This is a genomic window from Halarchaeum rubridurum (assembly GCF_014647115.1).
GTDB classification, from domain to species: domain Archaea; phylum Halobacteriota; class Halobacteria; order Halobacteriales; family Halobacteriaceae; genus Halarchaeum; species Halarchaeum rubridurum.
Window position 1 is genome coordinate 56,441 of record NZ_BMOO01000007.1, and the last position, 12,904, is coordinate 69,344.

Consider the following 12,904-nt stretch of genomic DNA (forward strand, 5'->3'; position numbering starts at 1 on the left):
AGCGACGAGGGCAGAGTATGACCGAAATCGAGAGCCGGCGCGGGACCGGGACGGAAGGCGAATCGGAGCGCGAGCGGGTCGACCTCCGGAGCGACACGGTGACCGCACCGAGCGACGAGATGCGCGAGGCGGCGGCGGGCGCGCCGGTCGGCGACGACGTCTACGGCGAGGACCCGAGCGTGAACGACCTCGAAGCGACCGCGACCGACGTCCTCGGCACCGAGGCGGCGCTCTACCTGCCCTCGGGGACGATGGCGAACCAGACGGCGGCGCGCGTCCACACGGAGCGCGGTCAGGAGGCAATCGTCGAGGCGGAGAGCCACGTCGTGCGCTACGAGAACGCCGGGTTCGCCCAGCACAGCGGCCTCCAATTGCGCCCGATAGATGCGGGCGAGAAGGGCGTTCCGAGCGCCGCGGCCGTCGCGGCGGCGTACGTCGCGGACGACCTCCACCGGCCAGGGACGGGCCTGCTCTGTCTGGAGAACACCCACAACGCGAAGGGCGGTCTCGTCGCCACCCCCGGGGAAATCGCGGCGGCCGCCGAGGCGGCGCACGAGCGCGGCGTCCCGGTCCACCTCGACGGCGCGCGCCTCGCAAACGCGGCCGTCGCCGCAGACGAACCGCTCGCGGCGTTCGCCGAGCCCGTGGACTCGGTGAGCCTCTGCCTCTCGAAGGGGCTCGGCGCGCCGGTCGGCACCGTGCTCGCCGGAAGCGAGGCGTTCGTCGAGCGGGCGCGCGGCGTCCGCAAGCTCCTCGGCGGCGGACTGCGTCAGGCGGGCCTGATCGCCGCGCCCGCCCGGCTCGCGCTCACGGAGAACGTCGAGCGCCTCGCGGACGACCACGCGAACGCGGAACGCCTCGCGGCCGGGCTCGACGCCCTCGACGGTCTGCGCGCGCCGACGCCCGAGACGAACATCGTGCTCGTCGACGTGGCCGACGCGGCGTTCGACGCGGAGACGTTCGTCGAGCGGTGCGCCGACGTCGGCGTGCTCGCGGGCGCGATGGACGCCGAGACCGTGCGCTTCTGTACGCACCTCGACGTCGACCGGGCGGGAGTGGAGACCGCGCGCTCGCGGGTCGCGGACGTCGTCTAGCGCTCGCGTTGGCCCTCGCGGAAGCTCAACAGCGTCCGACGGAGGAGGAGGTAGCAGAAGAAGAAGAAGCCGAGGACGAGGACGAGGAGGCCGTAGAACACCGGGTCGCCGGGGAGGCCGAACATACCCGAGGTGTGCGTCCCGGGCGGCAAAGCGGTTTCGCCGCGCGGCGCGCGAGAGGGGGGGAGTGTTGGGTGGGGCGGAACGAAGCGGGGGGACGTAGCGAACGACCGCGATGAGTGAAAGGCGCGTTTGAGCCTGGGGGAGTCCCTTGGCGGGTGCCCCCGAAGGAGTGATACGGGCGCGACGGACGTCGCGTCCGCCCCGCTAGTTTCGGCCCTCCACCCGGAACGACTCCAAACGGTCGCCCTCGCGGTCGCGTATCTCGCCCGCGAGGCCGCCCGCGTCGGGCGTGAGCACCGCGTGCGACGCGGGGTTCCCTCGCGGTTCCGCGTGACTCCCCGGATTCAGTAACGTGCAGTGCTCGGTCTCGGTGACGCTCGGGCGGTGCGTGTGCCCGGAGACGACGAGGTCCGCGCCGCGCTCGCGGCCGAACATGGCGAGACCGGTCGGTCCGCCGCGTCTGCGATGGGTGAGCGCGACGCGGACGCCCGCGAGGTCGACGGTCCGGGCGGCGGGGAGACGCTCGCGGACGGCCTCGGTGTCGCTGTTGCCGTGGACGGCGTGGAGGCGCTCGGCGGCGTCGTGGAAGGCGTCGAGCGCAGCCTCCGTGGTGAAGTCGCCAGCGTGGAGCACGGCGTCGGCGTCCGCGACGGCGTCGCGGACCGCGCCCGCGAGCTCGTGGCCGGTGTGGCTGTGCGTGTCGCTGAGGACGGCGAACATGCCCGGGGGTTCGCGCGGGAGAGAGAAAGGTGCGGCGACGCGGCGGGGGCCGTGCCTTTAGGTGGCGGCCGCTCCTTGCCCCGCCAATGGCGAGTTCGAAGCGCGTCGTGGTCGCGGCCGGGATAGCCAACGGCGCTATCGCGGTCCTGAAGTTCCTCGGCTTTCTCCTGACCGGGAGCCCCGCGATGCTCTCGGAGACGTATCACTCCATCTCCGACACGGGCAATCAGGTGTTCTTGCTCATCGGCCTCCGGTACAGCGGCCGGGAGGCCGACCGCACCCACCCCTTCGGCTACGGGAAGGCGCAGTTCTTCTACAGCTTCCTCGTGAGCGTCCTCCTCTTCGGCATCGCGGGCTGGATGTCCCTGACGCACGGCTACGAGGCCATCGTCCACGGCCACGGCGGCGGGCTCCACGGGACGGTCGAGTTCCTCGGCGCGAGCTTCCGCGCCGTCTACGTGAACTACGCCGTGCTCATCGGCGCGTTCGGCTTCGAGGGGTACGCGCTCGTCACGGCCTACCGGGGGATGCGAGTCGACATGGAAGCGCACGGCTGGACGAGCTTCGTCGAGGCGTTCAAGAAGACGAGCAACATCACGACGCTCACGGCGTTCACCGAGGACACCGTCGCCGTCTGCGGTATCGTGCTCGCGTTCGTCGGCGTCCTCCTCACGGACGTCACCGGGAACCCGCTGTGGGACGGCCTCGCCGCGCTCTGCATCGGCCTCCTCCTCATGGGGTTCGCGCTCGCGCTCGCGTGGGAGAACAAGCGCCTCCTGCTCGGCGAGTCGCTGCCGAAGAACGAGGAGGACGAACTGCGCGCGACCGTCGCGGGCTGGGAGGGCGTCGCCGACGTCGTCGACTTCCGCACGGTCTACTTCGGGCCGAACCGCGTGCTCGTCGCGACCGACGTCGCGTTCGCGGACGACCTCGATACCGGCGAGGTCGACGAGCGCATCACCGCCATCGAGGACGCGCTCATCGAGCAGGACCCCGGGGTCCGCAAGGTCTACATCGAGCCCGAGACGGCGACGAGCGCGGGCGGACACTGACGGGACACGCGCGCCGTCCCGCGACCGAGCGGGCTCGCGGAAACCCTTAACCGAGCGAGCGACCAACTACGGACGACTATGGCGGCCACCGACGCGGACGCGGGGGAGTCGTACGTCGAGCACCCGCTGCTCGCCGAGGGGTTCCTCGAGGACCGGCGCTACCAGAGCGACCTCGTCGAGACCGCCGTTGCCGACCACACGCTCGTCTGTCTCCCGACCGGGCTCGGGAAGACGACCGTCAGCCTCCGCGTCACCGCCGAGCGCCTGCGGGGCGACGTGGGCGCGAAGAGCCTCCTCCTCGCGCCGACGAAACCGCTCGTCGAGCAGCACGCGGCCTTCTACCGCGAGGCGCTCGAAATCCCCGAGGACGAGATCGTCGTCTTCACGGGCGACGTCCGCCCGGACGACCGCGCGGCGCTGTGGAACTCGGCGCGCGTCGTCGTCGCCACGCCCCAGGTCGTCGAGAACGACCTCGTGGGCGGTCGAATCGACCTCCGCGACGTCGTCCACGTCACCTTCGACGAGTGCCACCGAGCGAGCGGCGACTACGCCTACGTCTACATCGCCGAGCGCTACCACGCGGACGCCGCCGACCCGCTCGTGACGGGAATGAGCGCCTCCCCCGGCGGTGACGAGGAGGAAATCCTCTCCGTCTGCGCGAACCTCGGCGTCCGCGAGGTCGCCGTGATGACGGAGGACGACGCCGACGTCGCCGACTACACCCACGACACCGACGTCGAGTGGGAGCGCATCGACCTCCCCGAGGAGGTCCTCGAAATCCGGGACTCGCTGAACGACGTCATCACCGAGCGGCTGGAGAAGCTGAAGGAGCTCGGCGTGACGCGCTCGACGCAGCCCGACATGTCGCAGACGGACCTCAACCGGATGCGCGGGGAGCTCCGCGAGCTCATCGACAACGACCAGTCGGAGGGGTACGAGGGGATGAGCCTCCACGCGGAGGTGATGAAGCTCCGGCGCGCCGTCGAGCTCGTCGAGACCCAGAGCGTCGAGTCGGTGCGCAGGTACTTCGAGCGCCAGCGGAACGCCGCGCGCTCCTCGGGGGCGTCGAAGGCCTCCCAGCGCCTCGTGAGCGAGCCGCGCGTGAAGGAGGCGATGCGGCGCGCCGAGGAGTTCGACGGCCTCCACCCGAAGTTCCGCCGGGTGCGGATGCTCCTCGCGGAGACGCTCGGCATCGAGGAGGGCGAGCGCGTCATCGTCTTCACGGAGTCGCGCGACACCGCCGAGGCGCTCACGGAGTTCCTCGGCAACCACTTCGACGCGCGGCGCTTCGTCGGGCAGGGCGACAAGGAGGGGTCGGACGGCATGTCCCAGAAAGAGCAGGGCGAGGTGCTCGACGCGTTCAAGGCCGGGGAGTTCGAGGTGCTCGTCTCGACGAGCGTCGCCGAGGAGGGCCTCGACGTCCCCGAGGTCGACCTCGTCTGCTTCTTCGAGCCCGTCCCGACCGCGATTCGCTCCGTCCAGCGCAAGGGCCGGACCGGCCGGCAGGCCGAGGGCCGCGTCGTCGTGCTGATGGCGGAGGACACCCGCGACGAGGCGTTCTTCTGGATATCGCGACGCCGCGAACAGGAGATGGAGGAGGAACTGCGGAGCCTCCAGTCGCTCGCGGACGACTTCGCGGCGGAACTCGGCGACCAGGGGACGCTCGACGAGTACGCGGACGGCGACGCGCCGGCGACGGGGAGCGCGAACGGCGTGAACGACGCGGACGGCGGGGCGGACGGCGGACGCGACGGTCCGAGCTCCGCGGACGGGCAGGCGGGGCTCGCGGACTTCGAAGACGGGTCGGGCGGAAGCGAGGGCGAAACCGACGACGCCGACGAAGCGGGCGAGGGGGCGAGTGCCGACGCCGAAAGTGAGGACGAGAGCACCGTCGCGCGCGCCGACCCGCCCGAGGACGAGGACCACGTCGAGGTCGTCGTCGACCAGCGCGAGTTGGAGTCGACCATCGCGCGCGACCTCTCGAAGCGCGAGCACGTCGAGACGCGTCTGGAGACGCTCGCGGTCGGCGACTACGTCCTCTCGGACCGGGTCGCGCTCGAACGCAAGAGCGTCGCGGACTTCCTCGACACCCTGCTCGGCGGGGACCGGGACCTCTTCGAGCAGGCCCGCGACCTCGCGCGCCACTACGACCGCCCCGTGCTCGTCCTCGAAGGCGGCGACCTCTACGGCGCGCGGAACGTCCACCCGAACGCCATCCGGGGGGCGCTCGCGTCGCTCGCCGTCGACTACGGTCTCAGCGTCCTCCGGACCGAGGACGAGGACGACACCGCGGACATGCTCGACGTCATCGCGGGCCGCGAGCAACTGACGCGGGACCGCGAGGTGTCCGTCCACGGCGAGAAGGGCGCGAAGACGCTCGCGGAACAACAGGAGTACGTCGTCTCGTCCATCGCAGACGTCGGCCCCGTGACGGCGCGCGCGCTCCTCACGCACTTCGGGAGCGTCGAGGCCGTCATGACCGCGGACGAGGAGACGCTGATGGAGGCCGACGGCGTCGGCGAAGTGACCGCCGAGCGCGTCCGCGAGGTCGTCGCGAGCGACTACGAGTAAGAGCGGGAGGAGGGGACGACGGTCACGGGACGACGGTCACGGGGACGCGTTCCGCGTCCATCACCGTCTCGGTCGCGCTCCCGAGGATGGCGCGCTCGACCGTCCCCGCGCCGTGGTGGCCCATCACGACGTGGTCGTACCCCTCGTCCGCGACGAGCGTCAGGACGTCCTCGCCGATGCGATTCGACGGCCGGAAGTCGAGGCTGACGTCGGTGCGGACGGCCGGGTCGTCCTCGACGTCGTGGGCGTCGAGGACGTCGCGGGCGCGACGGACTATCTCCTCGGTCGCCTCGTCGCGCGAATCCGTGATGTGGACGACGTGGAGCGCCGCGTCGTAGTTGGTCGCCATCTCCGCGGCGAACTCGAGGGCGCGGAAGCTACAGTCGGAGCCATCGACGGGGACGAGAATCTTCACACCCGACTCTCGTCTCGCGGCGTGTTAAAGCTTCAGCGGAGCGCGTCGAGTGCCTCGGCGGCCTCGCGGGCGGCCTCCGCGAGTTCGCGGGCGCTCCGCGGGTCCTCGGCGGCCGCGGCGCGCTCGGCGAGGCGGGCCACGCTCCGCGAGAGGGCGGCGCGAGCGTCCGAGACGTCGCCGGACGCCTCCGCGGACGGCGAGGTGTCGGGGGCCGCCGGTGCGGCCGGCCCGTGCTCGTGTACGGACTCGGCGGCCGCGGACTCGGCCGTCCCCTCACCGCGGGGGTCCGCACGGACGTCGTGCGTGTGCTCCTCGGGCGCGTCGGCGTCGACGTCGGCGACGTTCGTCACGGACGTCGTGGGCGCGCCGGTCGACGGCTGTGATGCGTCGGCGCTCTCCTTCGGCGTCCCCTCGGGTGTCGCGGCGTCGCCACCCGTCGCGGCCGTGCGCGGACGCGGTTCGCCCGAGTCGCCACCCGTCACGGCCGTCGACGACGCTCCCGCGCCGGCCTCGGCGCCAGCAGACGTGTCGGCGTTCCCCGCGGCCGTCGCACCGGTGTCGGCGTCCGCCGTCGCGCGCTCGCCGGCCGCGTCGGGTTCGGGTTCGCCCTCGGCCTGACAGGTCGGGCAGAACTCCCGCCCCTCGTAGCGAAAGAGCGGGTTCCCGCAACGGTCGCAGTGCTTGTTCGTCATCGTCGCCCCCTGGAGGAGGAGTTCGCTCATCCGGCCGGTGCGCTCGCGGTCCTCCGCGTCGCGGGCGTACTTCTCGCGGAGTTCGCGTTTCTGCGCCTCCCGGTCGAACCCCTCGGGGTCGTCGCGCTCGCTCATACCCACGGTGAGGGCGCGCGCGCCGAAAAGGATTGGTGACGCCGCGAGGCGGCCCCGGTGGCGGTACGCTTAACGGACTCCTCCGCCACCGATACAGGTGTCATGACGAAAGTGAGCATCGTCGGTGCGGCGGGGACGGTCGGCGCGGCGGCGGGCTACAGCCTCGCGCTACGGGACGTCGTGGACGAACTCGTGTTCGTCGACATCCCTGACCAGGCGGACGTCACGGTCGGACAGGCGGCGGACGCGAACCACGGCATCGCGTACGACTCGAACACCGAGGTGTACCAGGGCGACTACGCGGACACCGCGGGCTCCGACGTCGTCGTCATCACCGCCGGCATCCCGCGCGAACCCGGCCAGTCGCGCCTCGACCTCGCGGGCGACAACGCGCCGATCATGGCGGACATCGGCGACTCGCTCGCCGAGTACAGCGACGACTTCGTCACCGTCACCACCTCGAACCCGGTCGACCTGCTCAACCGCCACCTCTACGAGACGGGCGAGCGCGAACGCTCGAAGGTGATCGGCTTCGGCGGCCGCCTCGACTCCGCGCGCTTTCGCTACGTGCTCAGCGAGCGCTTCGACACCCCGGTGCAGAACGTCGAGGCGACCATCCTCGGGGAGCACGGCGACGCCCAGGTCCCCGTCTTCTCGAAGGTCCGCGTCGACGGCCGCGACCCGCGCTTCAGCGACGACCAGAAGGTGGCCATCCTCGACGAACTCCAGCGCTCCGCGATGGACGTCATCGAACGCAAGGGCGCGACCCAGTGGGGGCCGGCGACCGGCGTCGCCCACACCGTCGAGGCCATCGTGCGCGACACCGGCGAGGTGCTGCCCGCGAGCGTCGTCCTCGACGGCGAGTTCGGCCACAGCGACACCGCACTCGGCGTCCCCGTCAAGCTCGGCGCCGACGGCGTCGAGGAGATAGTCGAGTGGGACCTCACCGAGTACGAACGCGACCAGCTCGGCGAGGCCGCAGAGAAGCTCTCCGAGCAGTACGCGGACCTCGTCTAAGCGACTGGCTCGCGACCGGCGTCCCTCGTCGGTCCGTCACGCCCGTCGTCGGACGCCGTCTCGCGCTCGCGCTCGGACTCGTCCGTCGCCGGCCAGTCGAGTACCTCCTCCCACGCGTGGCACATGGTGTCGTAGTGTGCCAACAGCACACACGAAGAAAAGCGTTGTGCGAACTCAGACGACCTGCTCGCCGTCGTCGTCGTAGACGCTGATCGCGTCCACGGGACAGGCACGGGCCGCGAACTTCGCGTCGAGTTCGGCGTCGTCCGGAACGTCTCGCGCGTAGACGCCGTCCGCCACCTCCTCGCCGTCGACGAGCACGGCCTTCCCGGTGTCGCGGTTCTCCTCGAAGCCCGCCTCCCACTCCACGACGCACTGGAACATCCCGATGCAGGCGTCCCGGTCGAACTCGATGCGCATACGTGTGGGGTGGGACGGGGCGCGTTTAGCGCTGGTGGTGTTCAGGGGCGCTCGTCGACGTGGTGAACCACATTCGGGGAGATGAGTCTGCCCGACGGGAGCTCAACCCAGCCGTTCGCCGCGATACGGACCGGGCCCTCGTGGAGGACGTCCTCGCTCGTGCGGTCGGCGTAGACGACCGCGTCGTCGTACTCGCGCTCGAAGGCGTCTCGGAGCGGCCCCAACGGGGAGTTCGGGGAGACCATACGCGCCGTCTCGGGGGCCGGGCGGGAAAGCGTTCGGGGGCCGCGACGGCGGCGACGACAGTTTAAACCCGAGCGGGGGCCTACCTCGGTCAATGAGAGTGACGGAGCTGACGGGGCTCCCCGACGGCGTCCCGGAGCACCTCGAAGACGAGGGCATCGAGGAGCTCTACCCCCCGCAGGCGGAGGCGGTCGAGCGCGGCGTCACCGAGGGCGAGAGCCTCGTAGCGAGCGTGCCGACAGCGAGCGGGAAGACGCTGATCGCGGAACTGGCGATGCTCGCGGCCGTCGAGCGCGGCGAGAAGGCACTCTACATCGTGCCGTTACGTGCGCTCGCCGGCGAGAAAGCGAGCGCGTTCGAACGGTTCGAGCGCTTCGGGCTCTCCGTCGGCGTCTCCACCGGCAACTACGAGAGCGACGGCGAACGCCTGGCCAACAACGACGTCATCGTCGCCACCTCGGAGAAGGTCGACTCGCTCGTGCGAAACGGCGCGGCCTGGGTCGATCAGTTGGGCTGCGTCGTCGCCGACGAGGTCCACCTCGTGGACGACGCCCACCGGGGACCCACCCTCGAAGTGACGCTGGCGAAGCTCCGCGCGCGCGTCGACGGCCTCCAGACCGTCGCGCTCTCCGCGACCGTCGGGAACGCCGACGAGCTCGCGTCGTGGCTCGACGCCGAACTCGTCGACTCCGACTGGCGGCCCATCGAACTCCGCACGGGCGTCCACTACGGCCAAGCCCTCCACCTCGACGACGGCACCACCCGGGAACTCCCCGTCGAGCGCGGCGAAAGCCAGACCGCGGCCATCGTCCGCGACACCCTCCACGACGACGGCTCGACGCTCGTCTTCGTCAACTCCCGGCGGAACGCCGAGGGGGCGGCGAAGCGCCTCGCGAACGTCGTCGCGAAAGAACTCGGCGACGACCAGCGCGTCGCACTCGCCGAGATAGCCGAGGAGATACGCGCGGTCAGCGACACCGAGACCTCGGAGACGCTGGCGAGTGCCGTCGAGCGCGGCGCGGCCTTCCACCACGCGGGACTGGCGAAAGAACACCGCGAACTCGTCGAGGAGGCCTTTCGCGACCGGCTCGTCAGGACCGTCTGCGCGACGCCAACGCTCGCCGCCGGCGTCAACACGCCCGCGCGCCGCGTCGTCGTCCGCGACTGGCAGCGCTACGACGGCGACGCCGGCGGCATGCAGCCCCTCGACGTCCTCGAAGTCCACCAGATGTTCGGGCGCGCCGGCCGCCCCGGCCTCGACCCGTACGGCGAAGCCGTGCTCGTGACGGACGACCACGACGGCCTCGAAGGGCTCTTCGAGAAGTACATCTACGCCGACCCGGAGCCCGTCCGCTCGAAGCTCGCCGCCGAGCCCGCACTGCGAACGCACGTCCTCGCCACCGTCGCCACCGGCTTCGCCACGACGCGCGACGACCTCCTCGACTTCCTCGACGGCACGCTCTACGCCGAACAGACCGACGAAGCCGGACGGCTCGCGTCCGTGACCGACGACGTCCTCGCCTACCTCGACGCGAACGGGTTCGTCGAGCGCGACGGCGACGGCCTCCGCGCGAGCGAGACCGGCCACCTCGTCTCGCGGCTCTACGTCGACCCGATGAGCGCCGCCGAGATGATACACGGCCTCCGCGAAGCCGACGACGACACGACGCCGCTCGGCTTCTACCACCTCGTCTCGCGGACGCCGGATATGTACGAGCTCTACCTCCGCTCGGGCGACCGCGAGACGTACACCGAACTCCTCTACGAACGCGAGGCCGAGATTCCCGGCAGCACGCCCTCCGAGTTCTCCGAGGGGGAGTTCGAGGACTGGCTCGCCGCGCTGAAGACGGCGACACTCATGGAGGACTGGACGGAGGAACTCGACGAGGAGCGCATCGCCGAACGCTACGGCGTCGGCCCGGGCGACATCCGCGGGAAGACCGAGACGGCGGAGTGGCTCCTCGGCGCGGCCGAGCGCCTCGCGGGCGAACTCGACCTCGACTGTGTGCGCGCCGTTCGAGACGCCAGGAAACGCGTCGACTACGGCGTCCGCGAGGAACTCCTCGACCTCGCCGGCGTCCGCGGCGTCGGGCGCAAGCGCGCCCGACGACTCTACCGGGCGGGCGTCGAGGACCGCAGCGAGCTCCGGAACGCCGACAAGGCGACCGTCCTCGGCGCGCTCCGCGGCCGGCGCAAGACCGCCGAATCCGTCCTCGCCGCCGCCGGCCACCCGAACCCGGAGATGGACGCCGTGACGGCGGACCCCGAAGCGGCCCCGGAGGAGAACGGCGGGACGAACGACGGAGCCACGGACGGGACCGACGATGACGGGCAGGCCAGCCTCGGTGATTTCGAATGAAGGTCGTCGAAGGCGTCGCCGACGTGGACGACGTCGAGGCGTTCGTCGAGACGCTCGGTGACGTCGGCGACGCGACCGACTGCACGGTGCAGGCGTTCGACGCCCGCTACGTCGCCGGCCGCACCCATCTCGAAAGCGCGCTCGCCCACGCCGACCGGGCGTTCGAGCGCGGGGAGAACGTCGCTCGCGAACGCGCCGTCGAAGTGCTGTTGTACGCGGCCGGCCGCCGACAGATTCGCCGCGCGCTGACGATGGGCGTCGAGGTGGGCGAGACACCAACGGTCGTGCTCGTCGCCGCCGAGACAGGTGTTGCGGACCCCGACGAAGCCGAACAGGCGGCCACGAACGCCGTCGCCGAGCACCTCCATCCCGGTGGCGGCTTCGACGCCCGTGACGAGGCACTGATTCGGGAGTTCTTCGAGATACCCGACGCCGAACGCGCCGCGACGGACGCGTCGCTGGCCGACCTCGTCCGCGAGCGGGTCGCACTCCTCGACGTCGAGAAGTAAGGTGCCGGAGCGGAACGCGCGGGCGTCACCGGGGCCACTACGTTCTTCCGGACAGCGTCGGTAGCGCTAGCCATGTCGGACCCGAACGAACACGCGTCCGAGCGCAAACACGAGCGCGCCGAGCACGTCGAGAACATCCTCGACGACACCGTCGAGGGCCTGGAGTACCCGACGAACCCCAGCGAGATGAAGGCGGCGTACAGCGACCGCGTGAACGAACTCCCGAACGAGACGGAGACGCTCGGCGACGTCTTCGACCGTCTCGCGCCGGACGAGTACGACACGCCACAGGACGCCCGCGAGGCGGTGCTGGGCGAGCTGACCGGCGAAGCCGGCGTCGAGGGCGGCGACGAGAACGAGTACAACCCCGAGCGCGAGCTCGACGCGATGGACGAACAAGAGCGCGAGGAATCACCGTAACCCCAAACGAGCCGAAGAACGCGCCGTCGGTCAGTCTCCACTCGAAACGACGCCCGCGCTCGGCTGACGGGCGTCAGACGAATTCGACGAACGGGAGCAACTTCTCGACGAAGAGGAAACGGAAATGGATGATAGTTCCACCAGGATTCGAACCTGGGTCGAAGCCCCCAGAAGGCTTCAGGATTGGCCGCTACCCCATGGAACTACGCGTCTTTCGTCGCACTCCACCGTAACCGGTCGATAAATATGAGTCTTGCGGAGCGCACCGACGAGCGTCGGAAATCGAGCCCGTCGCCGGCACGCCGCGACCGGCGGCAGCCCCAGACGTGCTTACATCGCCATCTATTTGCCCGTGATGTACACACGCTCTCGTGTATGTACGTCGGACGCTTCGTCGTCGTCGGCCCCGGGCTGGGGGCGTACCGTGTCTCCTCCCGCTCGTTCCCGAACCGTCACGTCACCGCCCGCGAGGATGCACTCACCGTCGGCCCGACACCCGACGCCCCGGAAACGGACAACCCGTACATCGCGTACAACTGCGTCCGGGCCGCGGGAGACGACGACGGTCTCGCCGTCGTTGGCAACGGTTCGCACGTCGATCCCATCGCGGAGAAACTCGACCTCGGCTATCCGCCGCGCGACGCCCTCGTCACCGCACTGTTCGCTCTCGACTACGAGAAGGACGACTACGACACACCCCGAATCGCCGGCGTCGTCGACGACGACGAGGCCTACATCGGGACCGTGCGCGCCGACGCCCTCCACGTCGAGCGCGTGACCGAGCCGACGCTCGTCGCAACGTACGAAAAGGACGACCCCGAACCCTACCCGCTGTCGGCCGACACCGCGGACGCCGCCGCCCGCGAGCTGTACGACGCCGACTTCGAACACACCGTCTGTGCGGCCGCCGCCGAAGTCGAGGATGGAGACGTAGAGACCGCATACTACAACGGCTAAACGGGACGGGCCGTCGCGGCAGTCTCGATAGCACTCTTCTCGATTCGCGCGACGTAGAACGACCGACGTGGGCGGTGCTACGGCTATCGGTGGAAAAGAACCAGGACGAAGAGCGCTGTCGCTCTCCGTCCGTACTACTGACTGACTGAATGAGTGGGAGAGCCGAACGTCGCTCTC

14 protein-coding genes and 1 tRNA gene are annotated in these 12,904 nt (G+C 70.5%); 8 read left to right on the forward strand and 7 right to left on the reverse strand.

The genetic code is table 11. From position 1 onward, the window contains the following. Positions 1–17 precede the first annotated feature (17 nt). Entirely contained in the window at positions 18–1,094 is a 1,077-nt protein-coding gene (locus IEX84_RS13165; protein ID WP_188873030.1) for a threonine aldolase family protein, read from the forward strand. Here the strand turns inward: IEX84_RS13165 and IEX84_RS14780 are convergent. Together IEX84_RS14780 and IEX84_RS13170 are read right to left on the reverse strand one after the other, a co-directional pair. Beyond that, entirely contained in the window at positions 1,091–1,219 is a 129-nt protein-coding gene (locus IEX84_RS14780) for a DUF7859 family protein (protein ID WP_268237669.1), read from the reverse strand. The two genes, IEX84_RS13165 and IEX84_RS14780, sit on opposite strands and share 4 nt — an antisense overlap. Positions 1,220–1,421: 202 nt before the next feature. Next, positions 1,422–1,937 (reverse strand): metallophosphoesterase, encoded by a 516-nt coding sequence (locus IEX84_RS13170; protein WP_188873031.1) that lies wholly within the window; start codon positions 1,935–1,937, stop codon positions 1,422–1,424. 86 nt (positions 1,938–2,023) lie between these two features. On the opposite strand from IEX84_RS13170, the gene IEX84_RS13175 reads away from it, so the two are divergent. Beyond that, the gene (locus IEX84_RS13175) at positions 2,024–2,989 is read left to right on the forward strand and encodes a cation diffusion facilitator family transporter (RefSeq protein WP_188873032.1); all 966 of its coding nucleotides are present in this window, start codon (positions 2,024–2,026) and stop codon (positions 2,987–2,989) included. Between the two features lie 78 nt (positions 2,990–3,067). Beyond that, the gene (locus IEX84_RS13180; protein WP_188873033.1) at positions 3,068–5,560 is read left to right on the forward strand and encodes a DEAD/DEAH box helicase; all 2,493 of its coding nucleotides are present in this window, start codon (positions 3,068–3,070) and stop codon (positions 5,558–5,560) included. Between the two features lie 22 nt (positions 5,561–5,582). Here the strand turns inward: IEX84_RS13180 and IEX84_RS13185 are convergent, their stop codons facing one another. Together IEX84_RS13185 and IEX84_RS13190 are read right to left on the reverse strand one after the other, a co-directional pair. Then, entirely contained in the window at positions 5,583–5,975 is a 393-nt protein-coding gene (locus tag IEX84_RS13185; protein WP_188873034.1) for a universal stress protein, read from the reverse strand. Positions 5,976–6,007: 32 nt separating this feature from the next. Beyond that, positions 6,008–6,802, reverse strand: coding sequence for an Sjogren's syndrome/scleroderma autoantigen 1 family protein (locus IEX84_RS13190; protein ID WP_188873035.1), 795 nt, complete (start codon positions 6,800–6,802; stop codon positions 6,008–6,010). A 102-nt stretch (positions 6,803–6,904) separates the two neighbouring features. Here IEX84_RS13190 and mdh point away from each other — a divergent pair, with 102 nt between their 5' ends. Next, positions 6,905–7,819 carry a malate dehydrogenase gene (gene mdh, locus IEX84_RS13195; RefSeq protein WP_188873036.1) on the forward strand — a complete coding sequence of 305 codons (915 nt, stop codon included), beginning with the start codon at positions 6,905–6,907 and terminating at the stop codon, positions 7,817–7,819. Between the two features lie 174 nt (positions 7,820–7,993). Here the strand turns inward: mdh and IEX84_RS13200 are convergent, their stop codons facing one another. Beyond that, positions 7,994–8,239, reverse strand: coding sequence for a ferredoxin (locus tag IEX84_RS13200; RefSeq protein ID WP_188873037.1), 246 nt, complete (start codon positions 8,237–8,239; stop codon positions 7,994–7,996). Between the two features lie 41 nt (positions 8,240–8,280). After that, complete coding sequence (locus IEX84_RS13205; protein WP_188873038.1) at positions 8,281–8,484, reverse strand: hypothetical protein; 204 nt, start codon at positions 8,482–8,484, stop codon at positions 8,281–8,283. A 92-nt stretch (positions 8,485–8,576) separates the two neighbouring features. On the opposite strand from IEX84_RS13205, the gene IEX84_RS13210 reads away from it, so the two are divergent. From IEX84_RS13210 to IEX84_RS13220, 3 genes are all read left to right on the forward strand, one after another. Next, positions 8,577–10,841, forward strand: a complete 2,265-nt coding sequence (locus tag IEX84_RS13210) for an ATP-dependent DNA helicase (protein ID WP_188873039.1) — start codon at positions 8,577–8,579, stop codon at positions 10,839–10,841. Beyond that, a complete protein-coding gene (gene cgi121, locus IEX84_RS13215; RefSeq protein ID WP_188873040.1) occupies positions 10,838–11,350 on the forward strand; it encodes a KEOPS complex subunit Cgi121 in 513 nt (170 codons plus the stop codon). The genes IEX84_RS13210 and cgi121 overlap by 4 nt, the downstream gene beginning before the upstream one ends. A gap of 72 nt (positions 11,351–11,422) precedes the next feature. Continuing rightward, positions 11,423–11,770, forward strand: coding sequence for a DUF5789 family protein (locus tag IEX84_RS13220; protein WP_188873041.1), 348 nt, complete (start codon positions 11,423–11,425; stop codon positions 11,768–11,770). Positions 11,771–11,902: 132 nt separating this feature from the next. Here the strand turns inward: IEX84_RS13220 and IEX84_RS13225 are convergent. After that, positions 11,903–11,975 (reverse strand) — tRNA-Gln (locus tag IEX84_RS13225). A 170-nt stretch (positions 11,976–12,145) separates the two neighbouring features. On the opposite strand from IEX84_RS13225, the gene IEX84_RS13230 reads away from it, so the two are divergent. Continuing rightward, positions 12,146–12,727, forward strand: a complete 582-nt coding sequence (locus IEX84_RS13230; protein WP_188873042.1) for an IMP cyclohydrolase — start codon at positions 12,146–12,148, stop codon at positions 12,725–12,727. The last annotated feature ends 177 nt before the right edge of the window (positions 12,728–12,904 follow it).